Source organism: Pseudomonas sp. EU05-FHT14B02 (assembly GCF_058791055.1).
Genome location: NZ_JBYTDD010000024.1, coordinates 40,382 through 60,798, shown reverse-complemented (window position 1 = coordinate 60,798; position 20,417 = coordinate 40,382). Strand labels below are relative to the sequence as shown.

Below are 20,417 nucleotides of genomic sequence, written 5' to 3'. Positions count from 1 at the left end.
AAGCGGCCAATCAACTATTGCCATAAGCGCAACAGTCCTTTCATGAATCCGCTCTTTTTCCCCTCGCCTCATATCCTTATCTTTGCCCGCACCAAACAGCACTTGCCAAGCAAGAAGGTTTTAAAAATGTCCAACAGTATGGGTATTGCCAGCGCTTTCGTTTTGTCCTCTTTGTTCCTGTCGCCATTGGCGATGGCGGAAGAATCGCAGACTTTCGTCGCGCATAACGCCGCACGCGCTGCAACGTTCGAAGAGCATCAGATCGAGATGACGGTCAAGGCTGCTCAAGACTCCCAAGCCCCGCAGGCATCCAGCATCCAGGCCCAGCCACTGGCCGAGAAAGACAGCTGATCCGCACCGATCTCTCCCGTTTCCCTCGACACTTTTCATCGGATCTTCCCTTTGAGAAGTTGTCTTCAAAGCCGCTGCTGTCAGCGGCTTTTTTTATAGTGGCGATTCGGCCTTCATTGCAATTTCCGCAACGAAAGTCACTGACGCCCGCACCTAAGATCAATCGTTCGAGCAACGGGAACGATTCACTCGGCTGCTACGTTTATGCAACTACGCTTACTACGTCCCTTTAGCAGACGTCAGCCCTATGACCGCAAGCCGCACCCCACATATTCAAGGCCCACCCGGGCGACCCGAGATCATGGTGATCTTCGGCAGTACCCTGACCGTCATCTCGATCCTGTGCATCGTCACTTTCCTGCTGATCCGCGAACACGCCTACGCCCAGCAGACCGCCACGCGCAGCGCGACCACCATCGCGCAACTGATCGATGCCGATGTCCTGCGTACGGTCGAGCTCTATGATTTGACCTTGCAGGGCCTGATCGCCGCCGCCCAACGGGACGATCTTAAACAGGTTGCTCCGCAGATCCGTCATCTGGTGCTGTTCGACCGCTCCACCACTGCGCGCTACAAGGGCGACATCCTGCTGCTGGACAAGCACGGCGACGTGCTGGCCGACTCATCATTGATCGAGCCGAAACCAGGCAACTTCGCTGACCGCGACTATTTCCTGGCCCATGTCTCCAATCGCGACACCGGCATGTTCATCAGCCGACCGTTCAAGCCGCGCTGCGACTGCGATGACAGCGACGAATGGCGCATCAGTTTCAGCCGGCGCATTTCTTCGTCCACGGGTGAATTTCTGGGGGTCGCGGTAGCGTCGATGCGCATGAGCTACTTCGACCAACTGTTCAACAGCCTCGACATCGGCAACGGCAGTACGCTGGGCATCATTAACGATGACGGGATCCTCCTGGCGCAAAAACCGTACCGGGAGCAAAACGCCATCGGTAAAAGCTTCTCCAGCCGTCCCAACGTCGTACGCATGCTGCGCGAGCGCAGTGGTACCTTTGAAAGCGTGTCGAGTGTCGATCATCAACGGCGCCTGTACACCTTTACCCGAGTCGGCAATTTGCCGCTGACCGTCATCGTGGCCCTTTCCATCGACGAAGTGTTCGCCACCTGGAACCGCACGGCCTATGTGATCAGCGGTGCAACAGGGGTCTTGTGCATCGGCCTGTTGTGGCTGACCTGGCTGCTCTGCCGCGAGCTGCGACGGCGCCAAAGTGCCGAGCAGGAATTGGCGCAACTGGCGGCCACCGATGCCTTGACCGGCGTGGCCAACCGTCGATCCCTTGATCAGACCCTGCGCCATGAATGGTTTCGTGCGCAGCGCAGTGGCAGGCCGTTGTCGTTGCTGATGATCGATGCCGATCACTTCAAGGCCTTCAATGACCGGCACGGGCATCAGGCCGGCGACGAAGCCTTGCGGGCATTGGCCGAGGTCATCCGCGCCAATGTCCATCGCCCGGCAGACCTGGTGGCGCGCTATGGCGGCGAGGAGTTTTCGGTGGTCCTGGCCGAAACTGACAGTCAAGGCGCGAAGCAGATCGCCGAGCACATCCGCGAGGCGGTGCAGAAACTTCCACTGGTGGACGTCGGTGAACAGCCGATGAGTGTGAGTATCGGTATTGCCACTTGGACGGCGGCCAGCGATATCAGCCTGGAGCAATTGCTGTTCAGTGCGGACAAGGCGCTGTATCAAGCCAAGGAAGGGGGGCGTAACCGGGTAGTGTGTGCCGAATAGGATTTTCATTGGATGGGAGGACACCATCGCGAGCAAGCTTGCTCGCGATGAGGCCAGCCCGGACACTACAAACTTCAGGGCATAAAAAAAAAGGCCACCCGAAGGTAGCCTTTAAAAAACTAGAGAGGTTTTTTGCTTACACGGCCGCAACCGGGCGCATGTAAGAGATCGGTGCAGTGCTGGCGTCTTCGAACGTCACGACTTCCCAGGCATCTGTCTGCTCAATCAACTTGCGCAGCAGCTGGTTGTTCAGTGCGTGGCCGGACTTGAAGCCCTTGAACTCACCAATCAGGCTATTGCCCAGCAGGTAGAGGTCACCAATTGCATCGAGAATCTTGTGCTTCACGAATTCGTCTTCATAGCGAAGGCCGTCTTCGTTCAGTACGCCATCGGCGTCGACCACAATAGCGTTTTCAACGCTGCCGCCGAGTGCGAGGTTGTGCTTGCGCAGGTACTCGATGTCACTCATGAAACCGAAAGTACGGGCGCGGCTGACTTCTTTTACGAACGAAGTGCTGGAAAAATCCACGCTTGCACTTTGGGTGCGGTCCCGGAAAACCGGGTGATCGAAATCGATCTCGAAGCTCACCTTGAACCCTTCGAAAGGGACGAAAGTGGCGCGCTTGTCGCCGTCTTCCACTGTCACTTCACGCAGGATGCGGATGAATTTCTTGGCGGCGTCCTGTTCTTCCAGGCCTGCCGATTGAATCAGGAATACGAAGGGTCCAGCGCTGCCATCCATGATCGGGACTTCGGACGCGGAGAGCTCGACGTAGGCGTTATCGATGCCCAGGCCAGCCATGGCCGAGAGCAAGTGCTCTACCGTGTCCACTTTGACGTCGCCATTGATCAGCGTGGTCGACATAGTGGTTTCACCGACGTTTTCCGCGCGGGCAGGAATTTGCACCACAGGGTCGAGGTCGGCGCGACAAAACACAATGCCAGTGTCGACAGGCGCAGGCTTGAGGGTCAGGTAGACCTTCTCCCCGGAGTGCAGGCCTACACCTGTGGCACGGATAATATTTTTCAGTGTGCGTTGTTTAATCATGGCTTGGGCCGCTTCAGCGCAAATTGCGAACTGGTATCAACAAAGGCTGGCGATGATAGCAGACCACGCCTTTGCTGAACACCAATCACCTTCATAGCCCTGATACATTCCATCAATCGGCCTGACGACGCAGGAAAGCCGGGATGTCCAGGTAGTCCAGATCATCTTGCGGATTCATCTTCGCGGCAGTCGCAGCACCGGCCTGAGCCTGGTTGCGCATGACGGTCGGACGGTCCAGGTCACGGTAGTTCACCGCTGGAGCTTCCTGACGAACAGGGGCCTGTTGTTGTGGCTGTGCAGCCATCGAAGTGTGAACGGTGTTGTCGATGACCTTCACAGGCTTCTCGATTTTAGCGCCCAGACCTGTGGCAACGACAGTTACGTGCAGCTCGTCGCGCATGTCCGGATCGATAACGGTACCGACCTTGACCATCGCGTGCTCGGAGGCGAATGCCTCGATGATGCTACCCACGTCGGAGTATTCACCCAGGGACAGATCCGGACCGGCGGTAATGTTCACCAGGATGCCGCGAGCGCCTTGCAGGTTCACGTCTTCGAGCAGCGGGTTGCGAATGGCCGCTTCGGTGGCTTCGCGTGCACGGTTCGGACCGCTGGCGCAGCCAGTGCCCATCATTGCCATGCCCATTTCGCTCATCACGGTACGCACGTCGGCGAAGTCGACGTTGATCATGCCCGGACGCTTGATGATGTCGGAGATACCGCGGACGGCACCAGCCAGTACATCGTCTGCCTTGGCGAAAGCCGACAGCAGGCTGGCGTCTTTACCGAGGATGGTCAGCAGCTTCTCGTTGGGAATGGTGATCAACGAGTCGACGCTTTCGGAGAGCATGCGGATGCCTTCGTCGGCGATCTGCATACGCTTGCGGCCTTCGAACGGGAACGGACGCGTCACGACCGCAACGGTCAGGATGCCCATTTCCTTGGCCACTTCGGCGATGATCGGCGCAGCACCGGTACCGGTACCGCCGCCCATGCCAGTGGTGATGAACACCATATTGGTGCCGGCCAGCACTTCGGCAATGCGCTCACGGTCTTCCAGAGCGGCTTGACGGCCGACTTCAGGGTTGGCGCCAGCGCCCAGGCCCTTGGTCACGCCGGTGCCCAGTTGCAGGATGGTCCGCGCGCCGATGTTTTTCAGCGCTTGAGCATCGGTGTTGGCGCAGATGAACTCGACGCCTTCGATGTTGCTCTTGACCATATGGTTGACAGCGTTGCCGCCGCCACCGCCGACACCGATAACTTTGATTACCGGGCTTGCGGGGATGTTGTCTACGAGTTCGAACATTTTCCCTCTCCTTTACATTCTCTAGTTTTTTCGCCTACTGCGTGCTTCGGTGTAACGGTATTGCGGTAAATCTTCAGAAATTGCCCTGGACCCACTTCTTCAGGCGGTCCAGCAGCGGAGCCTGTTGCTCTTCGTTGCTGTAGCTGTCGCGACTGCCGATGCCCGAGAACGAGATGCCGTCGGACTGCTTCTGCAGGCCGTACATCAACAGGCCGACGCCGGTGGAATAGATCGGGTTGCGTACCACGTCATCCAGACCTTTCACGCCGTGAGGCACGCCCAGGCGCACCGGCATGTGGAAGATTTCCTCGGCCAGTTCGGTAGCGCCTTCCATCTTCGACGTACCGCCGGTCAGCACGATGCCGGCCGGGATCAGGTCTTCGTAGCCACTGCGGCGCAGTTCGGCCTGGATCAGCGTGAACAGCTCGTCGTAGCGCGGCTCGACCACTTCGGCCAAGGCCTGGCGGGACAGTTCGCGCGGCGGACGATCGCCAACGCTTGGCACCTTGATGGTTTCACCGGCACCGGCCAGTTTGGCCAGGGCACAGGCGTAGCGGATCTTGATTTCTTCGGCGTACTGGGTCGGAGTGCGCAACGCCATGGCGATGTCGTTGGTCACCTGGTCACCGGCAATAGGGATCACCGCGGTGTGACGGATCGCGCCTTCGGTGAAGATCGCGATGTCGGTAGTACCGCCACCGATGTCCACCAGGCACACGCCCAGCTCCTTCTCGTCATCGGTCAGTACCGAGTACGCGGAAGCCAGTTGCTCGAGAATGATGTCGTCGATTTCCAGACCGCAGCGGCGCACGCATTTTTCAATGTTCTGTGCGGCGTTGACGGCGCAGGTGACCACGTGGACCTTGGCTTCCAGACGTACGCCGGACATGCCCAGCGGTTCGCGGACGCCTTCCTGGTTATCGATTACGTAATCCTGCGGCAGGGTGTGCAGCACGCGCTGGTCAGCCGGGATCGCCACGGCCTGGGCAGCGTCGAGCACACGCTCAAGGTCCGCCGAGCTGACTTCGCGATCACGAATCGCCACGATGCCGTGGGAGTTCAGGCTGCGGATGTGATTACCGGCCACGCCGACGAACGCCGAGTGAATGCGGCAACCAGCCATCAGCTGCGCTTCTTCGATGGCGCGCTGGATCGATTGCACGGTGGACTCGATGTTCACCACCACGCCTTTTTTCAGGCCACGGGACGGATGGGTGCCGATCCCGACGATTTCCAGCGTGCCGTCGTCCGCGACCTCGCCCACCAGCGCCACCACCTTGGAGGTGCCGATATCGAGACCGACGATCATTTTGCCGCTTTGCACGTTTGCCATGGGTCCTGCCTCTTCTTAATTCTTCGCGACAGCGGGTTGGGCTGCCGTGGGCGCTACAGGTTCCCGCCAGCCAACAGCGAGGCCGTTGGCGTAGCGCAGATCGATGCGCGCAATGTTCGTAATCTGTTCTTTGAGCGTCTTGTCATAGATGGCGATGAAACGGCGCATCTTTTCCACCTGGTTGCCGCGTCCGAGCAGCAGTTCTATCCCGGGACCCGCACTGCCGGGGCCGGTGGTCAGGAACCAGCTGCCGCGATCACGCAGTTCGAGGCGTGCAATCGAGAAGCCCAGCGGCCTGAGCATCTGGCTCAGTACCTGGTATTGCTGCATCACTTGCTGCTGAGCCCGCTGTGGGCCGAACAGCTGTGGCAGGTGTTCATAGTTCGCCAGCTCGCGCGGGGTGAAGGCCTGGCCCTGGTTGTTCAACAGCGACTCGTCGCCCCATCGGGCCACTGGCAGCTGTTCTTCCAGGCGGATCACCACTTGATCCGGCCACACCCTGCGCACTTCGGCGTGGGCAATCCATGGCATCTGTTCCAGCTCGGTGCGCATGCTCGCCAGGTCGATGGTGAAGAAGCTCGACGCCACGTAGGGGGCGATCCGCTGCTGCACCGCTTGCTGGCTGATGTAACTCAGGTCGCCCTGCACGTTGATCTTGGTGATCGGTCTGTCGGCATACGGCAACAACCGTGTCGCGCCTTCGTAAGTACCGAACCCCAAAGCCACCAGCAGTACCGGCCAGAACAACGCTTTGAGAAAACCAAAGTTGGCTTTCGGCAGGCGCGCGGACATCGGCTCTTTGGCCACCATTCGGCTGGCACCCCGCGGTACCGGCTTGCGGCCGGTCGGTGCGGAGGGCTGATGTCTGAGCTGAGCGCCTTGCATGGCCTTAACCTCTCGTCGACTCTTGGTTACCGGCAGTCTTGCCGGCAACGCTCTCGGCCAGAATGGCCAGAACCAGTTGCTGGAAATCCAGACCGGCGGCACGGGCCGCCATCGGCACCAGGCTGTGATCGGTCATGCCCGGTGCGGTGTTGACCTCCAGGAACCAGAACTGCCCGTCGGCGTCCTGCATCACATCTGCCCTGCCCCAACCGGCGATACCCAGCGCTTCACAGGCTTTCGCCGTGAGGTCCATGAGTTCCTTTTCCTTGGCGCTGTCCAGACCGCACGGAATGCGGTACTGGGTATCGTTGGCGATGTACTTGGCGTCGTAGTCGTAGAAGCTGTGCGTGGTGCCCAGGGCAATCGGCGGCAACACCTGGTCACGCAGGGTGGCGATGGTGAACTCCGGACCGTGAATCCATTGCTCGACCAACACTTGCGAATCGTAGGTACTGGCCGCTTTCCATGCGTCGATCAATTCGGACGCGGAACTCACTTTGGCCATACCGATACTTGAACCTTCATGGGCCGGTTTGACGATCAAAGGGAAGCCCAGTTCCGTCGCCGCCGAAATACAATCGGCCTCGCTGCTCAGTACCGCGTGACGTGGGGTTGGAATGCCCAGGCTGTGCCAGACCTGCTTGGTGCGCAGTTTGTCCATGGCCAGGGCCGAAGCCAGGATGCCGCTGCCGGTATACGGAATGCCCAGGCATTCGAGCAGGCCCTGCATGCTGCCGTCTTCACCGCCACGGCCGTGGAGGATGATGAAGGCGCGGTCGATTTTTTCGTTGAGCAGACGCTGCAGCAGGTCATCGCCCACGTCGAGGCCAAACGCGTCCACACCGGCGCTTTGCAGCGCGTCCAGAACGGCGTTACCCGACTTCAGGGAGACCTCACGCTCGGCGCTCTTGCCGCCAAACAGCACGGCGACGCGGCCGAAGTCTTTCGGCGCGATCGTGGAGACCAGGTTGGCGTAGGCAACACTCATTTCAACTTCCCCTTCTCCGGCGCGGCAACGGCACCGGCGAACAACTCACTTTTCAACAGTTTTGGTGCGAGACCGCCAATATCGCCAGCGCCCTGGCACAGCAGGATGTCGCCGGCGCGCAGCAGCGGCTTGACCACTGGCGCGAGGTCGACGCCACGCTCGATGTAGATCGGGTCGAGCTGGCCACGCTGACGGATGCTGTTGCACAGCTTGCGGCTGTCGGCGCCCGGAATCGGCTCTTCGCCGGCCGGATAGACTTCCATCAGCAGCAGTACGTTGGCGTCGGCCAGAACATTGACGAAATCGTCGTACAGATCACGGGTGCGACTGTAACGGTGCGGCTGGTAGACCATCACCAGGCGGCGCTCCGGCCAGCCACCGCGTACGGCCTTGATCACGGCCGCGACTTCCGTCGGGTGGTGACCGTAGTCATCGACCAGCATCACATTGCCGCCGTCCACCGGCAGTTCGCCGTAGACCTGAAAGCGTCGGCCGACCCCTTGGAACCCGGACAAGCCCTGGACGATGGCTTCATCACTGACACCTTCGTCGGTGGCGATGCAGATGGTCGCCAGCGAGTTCAGCACGTTGTGGTTGCCCGGCATGTTGACCGAAACATCCAGCGGCTCGCGGTCAGGCCGCAGTACGGTGAAGAAGGTCTGCATGCCTTGCTGGCGCACATTGATGGCGCGCACGTCGCAATCTTCGCCAAAGCCATAGGTAACGGTCGGGCGCTTGACCTGCGGGAGGATTTCACGCACCACCGGATCGTCCAGGCACATCACTGCCAGACCATAGAACGGCAGGTTGTGGAGGAATTCGACGAAGGTTTTCTTCAGCTTGTTGAAGTCACCGTCGTAGGTCGCCATGTGATCGGCGTCGATGTTGGTGACCACGGCCACCAACGGCTGCAAGTGCAGGAAGCTGGCGTCGCTTTCGTCGGCTTCGGCGATCAGGTAGCGGCTGGTGCCAAGCTGGGCATTGGTGCCTGCGGCATTGAGGCGGCCGCCGATCACGAATGTCGGGTCCAGGCCACCGGCGGCGAACACCGAAGCGATCAGGCTGGTGGTCGTGGTTTTGCCGTGGGTACCGGCAACGGCGATACCGTGGCGATAACGCATCAGCTCAGCCAGCATCTCTGCACGCGGCACCACCGGGATACGGCGTTCCAGTGCGGTAGCGACTTCCGGGTTGGACGTGTTCACGGCGCTCGACACCACCAGCACGTCGGCGGCCGCGGCGTTCTCGGCGCGATGGCCGATGAATATCTGCGCGCCGAAGGACTCCAGGCGTTCAGTCACCGGCGAAGCCTTCAGGTCAGAGCCGGACACGGCATAACCCAGGTTCAGCAGCACTTCGGCAATCCCGCACATGCCCACACCGCCGATACCGACGAAGTGGATGCGACGGATGCGGCGCATTTCCGGTTGCGGCATGGCTTTCTGACTCTCAACCATGGGCCACCTCCAGGCAGCTATCGACCACGTTACGTGTGGCATCGGGTTTGGCCAGGCGGCGTGCCGCGGTAGCCATTTCGTTGAGTCGTTGTGGTTGCATCAGGACCTCTGTCAGGCGAGCGGCAAGATCCGCTGCGCCAGTCGTTCTTTGTGGCATCAGGAAGGCTGCGCCTTCACGGGCCAAATATTCGGCGTTGCGGGTCTGGTGATCGTCGATGGCATGAGGCAAAGGCACCAGCATCGAGGGCAGACCGGCGGCGGCCAGTTCACTGATGGTCAGCGCGCCTGCGCGACATACCACCAGGTCGGCCCAGCTGTAGGCTTGGGCCATGTCTTTGATGAAGGGCTGCACCTGCGCCTCGACGCCAGCCGCGCGATAACGCTCTGCAGTCACTTCATCGTGGTTTTTGCCGGCCTGATGGAACACTTCCGGACGCAAATCGGCAGCGACTTGCGACAGGGCTTCAGGCAGCAACTTGTTCAACGGTTCTGCGCCCAGACTTCCACCCAGGATCAGCAAACGCGCCTTGCGACCGGCCAGGGCAGGTCGCGATGTCTCGAGGAACAGCTCCGTGCGCACCGGATTACCGGTGGTCCGGCGGCTGTCCGACAGGGTAAAGGTGTCGGGGAACGCTTCACAGACTCGGGCGGCCAACGGCACCAGCAACCGATTGGCGGTACCGGCCACGGCGTTCTGTTCGTGAACGATCACCGGCACACCGGCCAGTTTGGCCGCGACGCCGCCAGGACCGGTCACAAACCCACCAAATCCAACAACGCAGACCGGCTGCAGACGGCGAATGATCGCCCGCGCCTGCCAGACCGACTTGAACAACATGAACGGTGCCTTTAGCAGGGACAATTTGCCCTTGCCGCGCAGACCGCTGGCATTGATCCGATGCAGTTCGATGCCGGCCGCCGGTACCAGATCGTTCTCGATCCCACGTGGGGTTCCGAGCCAGTGCACGGTGTAGCCGCGAGCCTGGAATTCGCGGGCACAGGCCAGCGCCGGGAACACGTGGCCACCGGTACCGCCAGCCATGATCATGACGTTAGCGCCCATGGTTCGGCTCCTCGGCGAAGTCGCTCTCATGGAACTCCATCTCTTCGCTGCCCAGGTGGGTTCGACTTTCCCACTCGATGCGCAGCAACAAGCCGAGACAGGCGCAGCAAATCACCAACGAACTACCGCCATAACTGAGGAACGGCAGGGTCAGCCCCTTGGTCGGCAGCAGGCCGACATTCACGCCGATGTTGATCAGGAACTGGCCGATCCACAGGAACGACAGGCCGTATGCCACATAAGCTGCGAAAAACTGCTTGGCCTTTTCAGCCCACAAACCGATGTACATGCCACGAATACACACGAAGACAAACAGTGCCACGGTGCACAACGAACCCACCGCACCCAGCTCTTCGGCCAGGACCGAGAACACGAAGTCTGTGTGGGCTTCCGGCAGGTAAAACTGTTTCTGCACGCTGTTGCCCAGGCCCACGCCCAGCCATTCGCCACGACCGAAGGCAATCAATGCCTGGGACAACTGATAGCCAGCGCCGAACTGGTCGGCCCACGGGTCGGCAAAGTTGGTCAGACGCGCCATTCGATACGGCTGCATTTGAATCAACAGCACCACTGCGCCGACGGCCAGGACCACCATCAGGGAAAAGCGGAACAACCCGACCCCGCCAAGGAACAGCATCGCCGCCGCGGCCCCCATCATCACGACGGTGGCACCGAAGTCCGGCTCCATCAGCAGCAGGCCCGCCATCGGCAGCAGCACGATGAACGGCTTGAAGAAGCCCATCCAGCTTTCACGCACTTCTTTCTGGCGACGCACCAGATAACCGGCGAGGTAGATCACCACGAACACCTTGGCGATCTCGGAAGGCTGGACGTTGAAGAAACTGAATCCGATCCAGCGCATCGAACCATTCACTTCACGGCCGATCCCCGGGATGATCACCATCACCAGCAAGCCGAACGCCCCCAGCAGCATTAGCCAGCCCAGGCGCTGCCAGGTGGCAATAGGGATCATCATGGTGACGATGCAGGCACCCAGGCCCAGCACCACGTAAATAAGGTGGCGAATCATGTAATACAGGGCGCTTCCCGACTGCACGGCTGCCACTTCGGTCGATGCCGAGGCGATCATGATCAGCCCCAGGCCGAGCAGCGTCAGGCAGCCGGCGAGCATCGGGAAGTCGAGGTCAATACCGCGCCCGGTGATGAGCGGCGATGGATACGGCTTGATGATGCCTTTGAGGCTCATGCCAGATCCTCCACGGCTTTGACGAACTGGTGACCACGGTCTTCGTAGTTCTTGAACATGTCGAAACTGGCGCAGGCAGGCGACAGCAGCACCACGTCGCCCGGTTGGGCTGCAGCACGGCATTGCTCGACGGCTTCGATCAGGGAGCCGGCGCGGATCAGCGGTACGGCATCGCCTATGGCTTCACCGATCTTGTCGGAGTCACGCCCCATCAGCACTACGGTGCGGCAATTGGCCGCCACCGGATCGCACAGGTCCTTGAACTCGGCACCCTTGCCGTCGCCACCGGCAATCAGCACGATCTTGCCGTCGATGTCCGCGCCTAGGCCTTCGATGGCCGCCAGTGCGGCACCGACGTTGGTGGCCTTGGAATCGTTGTAGTAACCCACTCCGTCGAGGTCACGGACCCATTGGCAGCGATGCTCGAGACCGGCGAAGGTGCGCAGGCTCGACAGCATGGCATCGAACGGCAAGCCGACCGCATGGCCCAGGGCCAGGGCTGCCAGGGCGTTGGACTGGTTGTGGGCGCCGCGAATCTTCAATTCGCGCACTGGCATCAGGTTCTGGAACTCAAAGGCCAGATATTTCTCGCCGTCTTCTTCACGAATACCGAAAGCCTTGAAGTCGGGTTTGCTCAGGCCGAAGGTCCAGCATGGCTGCCCTTCGCCCATCAGCGGACGACTCAAAGCGTCCTGACGATTGACCACAAACTGCCTGGCGCCACGGAAGATCCGGTGTTTGGCCAGGTGATAGGCCGGCAGACCGCTGTAGCGATCCATGTGGTCTTCGCTGATGTTGAGCACGGTCGCCACTTCAGCGTTGAGCTGGTCAGTGGTTTCCAGCTGGAAGCTCGACAGCTCCATCACGTACAGTTCGACGTCGTCACTGAGCAGATCAAGTGCCGGCGTGCCAAGGTTGCCGCCCACCGCGACGCGCTTGCCCGCCGCCGTCGCCATTTCGCCGACCAGCGTGGTGACGGTGCTTTTCGCGTTGGAGCCGCTGATGGCCACGATCGGCGCCTTCGCGTTACGCGCGAACAGCTCGATGTCACCGGACAATTTCACGCCACGGGCGGCGACGGCCTGCAGGGCCGGGGTCGCCAGCGCCAGGCCGGGGCTCACGTAGAGCTCGTCGGCACGGCACAGGAACTCGACATCCAACTCGCCACAACGCACTTCCACGTGCGGATAGTCACGCTTGAGCGCGGCCAGTTCCGGTGGATTTTCCCGCGTATCGGCCACGGCAAACGCCACGCCCCGGTTCGCCAGGAAGCGAACCAGGGACATGCCGCTCTTGCCGAGGCCGACAACGATGCGGAAGTGGTCAGAAGCGATCAGAGACACGAATTTCTACCTCAGCTTCAGGGTGGCAAGGCCGATCAGCACGAGAATCACGGTGATGATCCAGAAACGGACGATCACGCGCGGCTCGGGCCAGCCCTTGAGTTCAAAGTGGTGGTGAATGGGCGCCATGCGGAATACGCGACGACCGGTCAGTTTAAAAGAGGCAACCTGAATGACGACTGAAAGGGTTTCCATCACGAACACGCCGCCCATGATGAACAGGACGATTTCCTGACGGACGATCACCGCGATGGTGCCCAGGGCCGCGCCCAACGCCAGTGCGCCGACGTCACCCATGAAGACTTGTGCCGGATAAGTGTTGAACCACAGGAAGCCCAGACCGGCTCCGATCAACGCGCCACAGAACACAATCAACTCGCCTGCACCCGGTACGTAAGGAATCAGCAGGTATTCGGCGAATTTCACGTTACCCGACAGGTAGCAGAAAATGCCCAGACCACCACCAACCATTACGGTCGGCATGATCGCCAGGCCGTCGAGGCCATCGGTCAGGTTGACCGCGTTGCTCGAACCGACAATCACGAAATAGGTCAGCACGATGAAGCCGGCGCCCAGCGGAATGCTGTAGTCCTTGAGCATCGGCAGGATCAGCGTGGTTTCCACCGGCGTGGCGGCAGTCATATAAAGGAAGATCGCCGCGCCCAGACCGAATACCGATTGCCAGAAATATTTCCAGCGGCTCGGCAAGCCGCGAGAGTTCTTCTCGATGACCTTGCGATAGTCGTCGACCCACCCGATGGCGCCGAACAGCAAGGTCACCAGCAGAACGACCCAGACGTAACGGTTGCTCAGGTCAGCCCACAGCAGGGTGCTGACACCGATGGACGACAGAATCAGCGCGCCGCCCATGGTCGGTGTACCCGACTTGGACAGGTGCGACTGCGGGCCGTCGTTGCGAACGGATTGACCGATCTGACGGTTCTGCAACGTGCGGATCATCCATGGGCCATAGCACAGCGACAAGACCAGCGCGGTCAGTACACCGAGAATCCCGCGCAGGGTCAGGTACTGGAAGACCGCGAAGCCTTTGTAGAACTGTTGCAGATACTCCGCTAGCAGCAGCAGCATTAATGTTTCTCCAGACTGGACCCGCACAAGGCGGCGACGACGTTTTCCATCGCAGCGCTGCGCGACCCCTTGATCAAAATGGTGGTATTTGTGTCTTGCTCGGCACCCAGGGCCTTGATCAGCTCAGCCTGCGTGCTGAAGTGAAAAGCCTGTGGACCGAAAGCGTTCACGGCGTGAGCCATCATTGGCCCGACGGCATACAGCGCAGAAACCTTGCCACGGGCGTACTCGCCCACGTCGCGGTGCCCCTGCTCCGCCCATTCGCCCAACTCGCCGATATCCCCGAGCACCAGGACGGTGCGACCGGAAAAGCCGGCCAGTATATCAACGGCAGCGCACATGGAGGTGGGGTTGGCGTTGTAAGTGTCATCGATCACGCGCATGCCGTTGGTGGCCAGTTGCGCGACGGTGCGTCCCTTGACCGGTTGCATCGCGCCAAGGCCGGTGGCGATAGCGAACAGCGACACACCCAGGGCATGGGTGGCTGCGGCGGCGGCCATGGCATTGGCGACGTTATGGGTGCCGAGCAGGTTCAATTGAACGCGCTCCACGCCTTCAGGGCTGTGCAGGTTGAACGCCGGGCAGCCGCGGACATCGGTAGTCAGGTCACTGGCGTAGAAATCGGCGCTGGCGTTGCTCAACGCAAACGTCAGCACTTTGCGGTCACCGGCGCGTGCCTTCCAGATTCCGAATGCCTTGTCGTCAAGATTGAGAACGGCGACGCCATCGGCATCCAGCCCTTCGATGATCTCGCCCTTGGCTTCGACGATTTTGTCCGGGCCGCCGAACTCACCGACGTGGGCGGTCCCGGCATTGTTGAGAATGGCCACGTGCGGCCGGGTCAGGCCGACGGTGTAGGCAATTTCACCCAGGCGCGAGGCGCCCAGCTCGATCACGGCAGCGGTGTGTTCGGGTGCCAGTTCGAGCAAGGTCAGCGGCACGCCGAGGTCGTTGTTCAGGTTGCCACGGGTCGCCAGCACCGGACCACGGGTGCGCAGGATGCTCGCAAGCATCTCCTTGACCGTGGTCTTGCCGCTGGAACCGGTAACGGCTGCGACCGGATGGGTGTAGATGGCGCGATTGAGCGCGCCCAACTGGCCGAGGGCCTGGCGAGTGTCGCTGACCAGTAACTGCGGCAGCGTGCTGCCAGCAACTTCACGCTCGACCAGCGCAGCCACGGCGCCCTTGGCGGCGACTTCATTCAGATAGTCATGACCGTCAAAACGCGGACCGGTCAGGGCAATAAACAGCTGGCCCGGCTTGATTGCACGACTGTCGATGCTCACGCCGTCGAAGCTGGCATCGGCTGACACCAGGCGAGCACTCAGCGCACCGGTCAGTTCACTCAGTTTCAAGGCCTTAAGCATGGGCCACCTCCCATGCGGTCAAGGCATGATCGGCCTCGACCAGATCGGAAAAGGCATGGCGTTCGCCGTTGATTTCCTGATAGTCCTCGTGACCTTTCCCGGCCAGGACAATCACGTCATCCGCCGAGGCACTGGCGATCAGCCGGGCAATCGCCTGACCACGACCGGCAACGAACTCCACTTTATCCACAGCCGTGAAACCAGCGCGGATGTCATCGAAAATCACTGCAGGGTCTTCAGTGCGCGGATTGTCATCGGTCACCAGCACGCCATCGGCCAGGCGCTCAACCACTTCGGCCATCAACGGACGCTTGCCGCGATCGCGATCGCCGCCACAGCCGAACAGGCACAGCAGCCGACCCTTGGCGTGTGGACGCAGAGCCAGCAGTACTTTTTCCAGGGCATCCGGGGTGTGCGCGTAATCGACCACCACCAGCGGCTGCGAGCCACCTCCCAAGCGCTGCATGCGCCCGGCAGGGCCTTCAAGCTTCGGCAGCACCTTGAGAATTTCGTCCAGGGCGTAATCCAGACCGAGCAACGCACCGACCGCCGCCAGGACATTGCTCAGGTTGAAGCGACCGAGCAAGGTGCTGCGCAAGTGGTGCTCGCCCTGTGGCGTGACCAGAGTGGCTCGCACGCCTTCGTCGTCGAATTGCGCCTGACGGCAATACAGGTAGGCGCCGGAGTCTTCCAGGCTGTAGGTGATCAACCGCGACTCGCGCTTGTCGGCGGCCAGTTGCCGGCCGAACTCGTCGTCGAGGTTGACCACGCGGCATTTCAAGTCATTCCAGTCAAACAGCCTGGCCTTGGCTTCGCCGTAGGCCTGCATGGTGCCGTGATAATCCAGGTGATCGCGGGACAGGTTTGTCATCACTGCCACATCGAACGCCAGGGCAGTCACGCGCCCCTGATCCAGGCCATGGGAAGAAACTTCCATCGCCACGGCCTTGGCCCCGGCCTTTTTCAGGTCCGCCAGGGTCGCCTGCACGGCAATCGGGTTCGGCGTGGTGTGCAGGCCGCTTTCCAGCGCCCCATAGAAACCCGAACCGAGCGTGCCGACCAGGCCGCAGTGCTGGCCGAGCAGGTCCAGCGCCTGGGCAACCAATTGAGTCACGCTGGTCTTGCCATTGGTACCGGTCACGCCCACCAGGTTCAGGTGATGGCTTGGCTCGCCATAAAAACGCCCGGCGATGTCCGACAGCTGAGCCGCCAGACCTTTGACCGGAATCAACGGCACTTCAGTGATCGGCAGGACCGTGGCGCCTTCTACTTCATAGGCCACCGCGGCAGCACCACGCTGCAGGGCGTCAACCATATGCGCGCGCCCATCGAATTTACCGCCCGGCACAGCGAGGAACAGATCACCCGCACGCACATTGCGGCTGTCCAGGGCGAGTTCGCGAATCAGCAGATCGTGGCCGGCGTGAGGGAAAATCTTGTTCAGGCTCAGGGACATCAGCCGCGCCCTCCATTGGCTTTCAGCGGAACGACCGGTGTTGCGTTCGCTTGTTGAGTAGGTGGCAGGTTGTCCGGGGTAATGTTCATCAGGCGCAGGGTGCCCGACATCACACGGCTGAACACCGGCGCGGAAACCAGGCCGCCGAAGTAACCGGCCTTGGTCGGCTCGTCGATGACCACCACGATGGCGTAACGCGGGTCGCTCATCGGGCCGAAACCGGCGAACAGCGAACGGTAGGAGTTCACGGCGTAACCCTTGGTGCCGACCGAGGTTTTACGCGCAGTACCCGACTTGCCGCCCACGTGATACGCCGGCACCTGCGCACGGAACACACCGCGCGGGGCTTCGATCACTTGTTGCAGCATGCCTTGCATGGTTTTTGCGACGGCCTCCGGCAGTACCTGGGTGGTTTGCGGCGCCTTGTCGGTCTTGATCAGGGTCAGCGGTGCGAGGCGACCGTTGTTGGCCAGGGCCGAGAAGGCGTGGACCAGCTGGATCGCGGTCACGGAAACACCGTAGCCGTAGGACAGCGTGGCGGTTTCTGCCTTGCGCCATTCGCGGTAGTTCGGCAGATTGCCGACGCGCTCGCCCGGGAAGCCCAGGCCAGTGTCCTGGCCGAGGCCGACTTTCTGCGCCAGACGGAAAATGGTTTCGCCGCCGATATCGAACGCGACCTTGCTCATGCCGACGTTACTGGAATTGATCAGGATGCCGGTCAGGTCGAGCACCGGGCCTTCGGTCTTGGATACGTCCTTGATGGTGTACTTGCCAATCTGCAGGGAGCCCGGATACACCTCGACGGTATCGCTCGGTTTCCAGCGGCCGGTTTCGATGGCGGCGCTCATCGAGATCGCTTTCATGGTCGAGCCTGGCTCGAACACGTCGATCATCGCGCGGTTACGCATCATCGCCGGCTGCAGGTTGCGGCGGTTGTTCGGGTTGTAGGTCGGCTGGTTGACCATCGCGAGAATCTCGCCGGTCTTCACGTCCATGATCACCAGGCTGCCGGCCTTGGCGCCGTTCTCGATGATCGCGTTACGCAGTTCGCGGTTGGCCAGGTATTGCAGGCGCAGGTCAATGGACAACGCCAAGGGCTTGCCGGCCTTGGCGTTTTTGGTGACCTGGACATCCTTGATCAACCGGCCGCGCCGGTCCTTGATGACTTGTCGTTTACCCGGCACCCCGGCCAGCCATTCGTCATAGGCCAGCTCGATACCTTCCTTGCCATGGTCATCGATGTCGGTAAAGCCGACCATATGCGCGGTCACTTCACCGGCCGGATAGAAACGGCGGAACTCTTCGATGCCATAGACGCCAGGCACTTTGAGATCGAGCACCGCCTGGCCCTGCTCAGGCGTCAGCCCGCGCACCAGATAAATGAATTCCTTGTTGGCCTGCGCTTCAAGGCGCTCGGCCAGGGCTTTCGGGTCCTGCCCCAGGGCAGCCGCCAGTGCCGGCCACTTTTCTTTGGCCGTTTGCATTTCCTTGGCATTGGCCCAGAGGGTGGTGACCGGAGTACTCACGGCCAAAGGCTCGCCGTTACGGTCGGTGATCAGACCACGGTGAGCCGGAATCGGAATATGACGAACACTGCGGGCATCGCCCTGACCTTTAAGGAAGGCACGGTCGACCACTTGCAAATCGATGATGCGCCAGGCAATCGCGGCCACCATGATGCCGAGCAAACCCAGCACCACGCGGAACCGCCAAGGAAAGAGTGCACCTTCGAGTTTCATCATGGCGCCACCATCTTCACGTCAGCGGCACCGGGGATGTGCATTTTCAATTGTTCGGTGGCCAGCACTTCGATACGGCTGTGGGCGGTCCAGGTGCTCTGTTCCAGAATCAACCGGCCCCACTCCGCCTGCGCCTTGTCGCGCACGCTCAGTTCGTTGTACAGCGAATTCAATAGCTGACGGTTCCAGTGCGCGCTGTAAGACACGCCGATGGCCGACACGAGCACGCCGACAAACAGCAGCAGCATGAAGAAGCTTCCGCCGGGCAATGGCTTGGCGAAAAGCTTGCTCACCGCAGCTTCTCCGCCACACGCATGACAGCGCTACGGGAACGTGGGTTGGCTTTGAGTTCGGCGTCGGAGGCCGTCTGCGCTTTGCCATGGACTTTGATTTTCGGTTCGAAGGCGACATGCCGAACCGGCAGGTTGCGCGGCAGGTTGTCGGCTTCGCCTTTCACCAGCTTGCGCATGAACAGTTTGACGATACGGTCTTCCAGCGAATGGAAGCTGATCACCACCAGGCGACCGCCCACTTCCAGGCACTCCAGCGCGGCTTCGAGGCCGGTTTCCAGATCACCCAGTTCGTTGTTGACGTGGATACGCAACCCCTGGAACGCGCGGGTTGCGGGGTTCTTGCCCTTTTCCCAAGCTGGGTTGGCGACTTTCAGGACTTCTGCCAGGTCACCGGTGCGCTCGAATGGCTTGATGTCGCGACGTTCGGCCACAGCACGGGCCATGCGGCCGGAGAAACGCTCTTCGCCGTATTCCTTGAACACCCGGGCGATTTCTTCCACGGGCGCGGTGTTGACGAATTCGGCGGCGCTGATGCCACGGGACGGATCCATGCGCATGTCCAGCGGACCGTCGTTGAGGAAGCTGAAGCCGCGCTCAGGGTCGTCGAGCTGTGGCGAGGACACACCAAGATCCAGCAACACGCCGCTGACCTTGCCGGCCAGACCGCGTTCGGCGACTTCCGAACCGAGCTCGGCAAAGCTGCGCTGCACAACGACAAAGCGGCCGTCTTCGGCCGCTAGCGTCTGCCCGGTGGCAATCGCTTGTGGATCTTTATCGAATCCGAGCAACCGACCATCGGGACCGAGCTGACGGAGGATCAACCGGCTGTGTCCGCCGCGTCCGAACGTGCCGTCCAGATAGCAGCCATCAGGACGTACGGCGAGAGCCTCGACGGCTTCGTCAAGCAGTACGGTGATGTGGTTAAAGCCGCTATCAATAGTCACAGGATCAAATCACGCAGTTCATCAGGCATCGCGCCCGGTTGTTGAATGGCAGCCAGGTCGGCGGCAGAAACCGCGTTCCAGGCATCCTCGTCCCACAATTGGAACTTGTTCAGTTGGCCTACCAACATCGCGCGCTTATCCAACTTGGCATATTCACGAAGACGCGGCGGAACCAGAAAACGACCACTGCCATCGAGCTCGAGGTCGACGGCATTACCAATCAGTAAACGTTGCAGGCGGCGGTTCTCTTCGCGAAGCGAAGGCAGTGCGCGCAGTTTGGTTTCAATAATTTCCCACTCATCGAGGGGGTAAACACACAAACAAGGATCAACGGCATCAATTGTCACGATCAATTGCCCGGAACTGCGCGAATCGAGCTCGTCACGGTACCGGCTCGGCATTGCGAGACGGCCCTTTGCATCGAGACTGATAGCGTTGGCTCCGCGAAACACGTCTGCGTTTCTCCAAATTCTAGCGTTTTGAGTTCAAAAAACCCACTTCATGCCACTTTCCGCCACTTGCGCACACTATAGGAATGCGCCCACCACACCGTCAAGGCGCGGAGTAAAGGAAAACCCTTACAGAACTGAGATTTAGGATCATTAACGGAGGGACAACGAGAATCCGGCAGATGAAACTGATCGATAACTTGAATCAGCACAGAAGGCTGCGTTCGAAAGTTAAAGTAATTTATTAAGAGTAAGATTTTTTTGGTATTACAAAAGAGGTTCTGCGGATGAATGTGTAAGGAGGGAAATTGCTATCACCCAACCCCCTGCTCAATGATTCAAGCAGAGG

General features: G+C 60.6%; 18 protein-coding genes. 2 read left to right on the top strand and 16 right to left on the bottom strand.

What is annotated here, in order from left to right:
• Nucleotides 1-126: 126 nt before the first annotated feature.
• Nucleotides 127-351 carry a hypothetical protein gene (locus AC3WTM_RS21080; RefSeq protein WP_102671000.1) on the top strand — a complete coding sequence of 75 codons (225 nt, stop codon included), beginning with the start codon at nucleotides 127-129 and terminating at the stop codon, nucleotides 349-351.
• A gap of 247 nt (nucleotides 352-598) precedes the next feature.
• Nucleotides 599-2,101 carry a sensor domain-containing diguanylate cyclase gene (locus AC3WTM_RS21075; RefSeq protein WP_102670999.1) on the top strand — a complete coding sequence of 501 codons (1,503 nt, stop codon included), beginning with the start codon at nucleotides 599-601 and terminating at the stop codon, nucleotides 2,099-2,101.
• Nucleotides 2,102-2,237: 136 nt separating this feature from the next.
• On the opposite strand, the gene lpxC is transcribed toward AC3WTM_RS21075, so the two are convergent.
• The 16 genes from lpxC to mraZ form a co-directional block, all read right to left on the bottom strand.
• On the bottom strand, nucleotides 2,238-3,149 hold the full coding sequence (lpxC, locus tag AC3WTM_RS21070; protein ID WP_007916984.1) for a UDP-3-O-acyl-N-acetylglucosamine deacetylase: 912 nt from the start codon (nucleotides 3,147-3,149) through the stop codon (nucleotides 2,238-2,240).
• Nucleotides 3,150-3,261: 112 nt separating this feature from the next.
• Nucleotides 3,262-4,455, bottom strand: a complete 1,194-nt coding sequence (gene ftsZ / locus AC3WTM_RS21065; protein ID WP_008016708.1) for a cell division protein FtsZ — start codon at nucleotides 4,453-4,455, stop codon at nucleotides 3,262-3,264.
• 73 nt (nucleotides 4,456-4,528) lie between these two features.
• Nucleotides 4,529-5,788: a cell division protein FtsA gene (ftsA, locus tag AC3WTM_RS21060; RefSeq protein ID WP_102670998.1), complete on the bottom strand. Its 1,260-nt coding sequence runs from the start codon at nucleotides 5,786-5,788 to the stop codon at nucleotides 4,529-4,531.
• 15 nt (nucleotides 5,789-5,803) lie between these two features.
• Nucleotides 5,804-6,673, bottom strand: a complete 870-nt coding sequence (locus AC3WTM_RS21055) for a cell division protein FtsQ/DivIB (protein WP_102670997.1) — start codon at nucleotides 6,671-6,673, stop codon at nucleotides 5,804-5,806.
• 4 nt (nucleotides 6,674-6,677) lie between these two features.
• The gene (locus tag AC3WTM_RS21050) at nucleotides 6,678-7,661 is read right to left on the bottom strand and encodes a D-alanine--D-alanine ligase (protein ID WP_102670996.1); all 984 of its coding nucleotides are present in this window, start codon (nucleotides 7,659-7,661) and stop codon (nucleotides 6,678-6,680) included.
• Nucleotides 7,658-9,118 carry a UDP-N-acetylmuramate--L-alanine ligase gene (gene murC / locus AC3WTM_RS21045; protein ID WP_102670995.1) on the bottom strand — a complete coding sequence of 487 codons (1,461 nt, stop codon included), beginning with the start codon at nucleotides 9,116-9,118 and terminating at the stop codon, nucleotides 7,658-7,660. The genes AC3WTM_RS21050 and murC overlap by 4 nt, the downstream gene beginning before the upstream one ends.
• A complete protein-coding gene (murG, locus tag AC3WTM_RS21040; RefSeq protein ID WP_046041926.1) occupies nucleotides 9,111-10,181 on the bottom strand; it encodes an undecaprenyldiphospho-muramoylpentapeptide beta-N-acetylglucosaminyltransferase in 1,071 nt (356 codons plus the stop codon). Before murG ends, murC begins: the two co-directional genes overlap by 8 nt.
• Complete coding sequence (gene ftsW, locus AC3WTM_RS21035) at nucleotides 10,171-11,388, bottom strand: putative lipid II flippase FtsW (RefSeq protein ID WP_056726220.1); 1,218 nt, start codon at nucleotides 11,386-11,388, stop codon at nucleotides 10,171-10,173. The genes murG and ftsW overlap by 11 nt, the downstream gene beginning before the upstream one ends.
• Nucleotides 11,385-12,731, bottom strand: coding sequence for a UDP-N-acetylmuramoyl-L-alanine--D-glutamate ligase (gene murD / locus AC3WTM_RS21030; protein ID WP_102670994.1), 1,347 nt, complete (start codon nucleotides 12,729-12,731; stop codon nucleotides 11,385-11,387). Before murD ends, ftsW begins: the two co-directional genes overlap by 4 nt.
• A 6-nt stretch (nucleotides 12,732-12,737) precedes the next feature.
• Nucleotides 12,738-13,820: a phospho-N-acetylmuramoyl-pentapeptide-transferase gene (gene mraY, locus AC3WTM_RS21025; protein WP_015096766.1), complete on the bottom strand. Its 1,083-nt coding sequence runs from the start codon at nucleotides 13,818-13,820 to the stop codon at nucleotides 12,738-12,740.
• Complete coding sequence (locus tag AC3WTM_RS21020; protein WP_102670993.1) at nucleotides 13,820-15,187, bottom strand: UDP-N-acetylmuramoyl-tripeptide--D-alanyl-D-alanine ligase; 1,368 nt, start codon at nucleotides 15,185-15,187, stop codon at nucleotides 13,820-13,822. The genes mraY and AC3WTM_RS21020 overlap by 1 nt, the downstream gene beginning before the upstream one ends.
• A complete protein-coding gene (locus tag AC3WTM_RS21015) occupies nucleotides 15,180-16,643 on the bottom strand; it encodes a UDP-N-acetylmuramoyl-L-alanyl-D-glutamate--2,6-diaminopimelate ligase (protein ID WP_102670992.1) in 1,464 nt (487 codons plus the stop codon). The genes AC3WTM_RS21020 and AC3WTM_RS21015 overlap by 8 nt, the downstream gene beginning before the upstream one ends.
• The gene (locus AC3WTM_RS21010) at nucleotides 16,643-18,382 is read right to left on the bottom strand and encodes a peptidoglycan D,D-transpeptidase FtsI family protein (protein ID WP_173677933.1); all 1,740 of its coding nucleotides are present in this window, start codon (nucleotides 18,380-18,382) and stop codon (nucleotides 16,643-16,645) included. The genes AC3WTM_RS21015 and AC3WTM_RS21010 overlap by 1 nt, the downstream gene beginning before the upstream one ends.
• The gene (ftsL, locus tag AC3WTM_RS21005; protein WP_007998257.1) at nucleotides 18,382-18,675 is read right to left on the bottom strand and encodes a cell division protein FtsL; all 294 of its coding nucleotides are present in this window, start codon (nucleotides 18,673-18,675) and stop codon (nucleotides 18,382-18,384) included. Before ftsL ends, AC3WTM_RS21010 begins: the two co-directional genes overlap by 1 nt.
• Entirely contained in the window at nucleotides 18,672-19,619 is a 948-nt protein-coding gene (gene rsmH / locus AC3WTM_RS21000; protein WP_371918579.1) for a 16S rRNA (cytosine(1402)-N(4))-methyltransferase RsmH, read from the bottom strand. The genes ftsL and rsmH overlap by 4 nt, the downstream gene beginning before the upstream one ends.
• Entirely contained in the window at nucleotides 19,616-20,071 is a 456-nt protein-coding gene (gene mraZ / locus AC3WTM_RS20995) for a division/cell wall cluster transcriptional repressor MraZ (RefSeq protein WP_007917012.1), read from the bottom strand. The genes rsmH and mraZ overlap by 4 nt, the downstream gene beginning before the upstream one ends.
• Nucleotides 20,072-20,417 lie beyond the last annotated feature (346 nt).

Coding starts and splice junctions, on each gene's coding strand:
- murC (WP_102670995.1), bottom strand. CDS start 9,118: ATGGTTGAGAGTCAGAAAGCCATGCCGCAACCGGAAATGCGCCGCATC.
- ftsZ (WP_008016708.1), bottom strand. CDS start 4,455: ATGTTCGAACTCGTAGACAACATCCCCGCAAGCCCGGTAATCAAAGTT.
- ftsW (WP_056726220.1), bottom strand. CDS start 11,388: ATGAGCCTCAAAGGCATCATCAAGCCGTATCCATCGCCGCTCATCACC.
- AC3WTM_RS21020 (WP_102670993.1), bottom strand. CDS start 15,187: ATGCTTAAGGCCTTGAAACTGAGTGAACTGACCGGTGCGCTGAGTGCT.
- AC3WTM_RS21050 (WP_102670996.1), bottom strand. CDS start 7,661: ATGAGTGTTGCCTACGCCAACCTGGTCTCCACGATCGCGCCGAAAGAC.
- AC3WTM_RS21010 (WP_173677933.1), bottom strand. CDS start 18,382: ATGAAACTCGAAGGTGCACTCTTTCCTTGGCGGTTCCGCGTGGTGCTG.
- murG (WP_046041926.1), bottom strand. CDS start 10,181: ATGGGCGCTAACGTCATGATCATGGCTGGCGGTACCGGTGGCCACGTG.
- AC3WTM_RS21075 (WP_102670999.1), top strand. CDS start 599: ATGACCGCAAGCCGCACCCCACATATTCAAGGCCCACCCGGGCGACCC.
- lpxC (WP_007916984.1), bottom strand. CDS start 3,149: ATGATTAAACAACGCACACTGAAAAATATTATCCGTGCCACAGGTGTA.
- mraY (WP_015096766.1), bottom strand. CDS start 13,820: ATGCTGCTGCTGCTAGCGGAGTATCTGCAACAGTTCTACAAAGGCTTC.
- AC3WTM_RS21080 (WP_102671000.1), top strand. CDS start 127: ATGTCCAACAGTATGGGTATTGCCAGCGCTTTCGTTTTGTCCTCTTTG.
- ftsA (WP_102670998.1), bottom strand. CDS start 5,788: ATGGCAAACGTGCAAAGCGGCAAAATGATCGTCGGTCTCGATATCGGC.
- AC3WTM_RS21055 (WP_102670997.1), bottom strand. CDS start 6,673: ATGCAAGGCGCTCAGCTCAGACATCAGCCCTCCGCACCGACCGGCCGC.
- AC3WTM_RS21015 (WP_102670992.1), bottom strand. CDS start 16,643: ATGTCCCTGAGCCTGAACAAGATTTTCCCTCACGCCGGCCACGATCTG.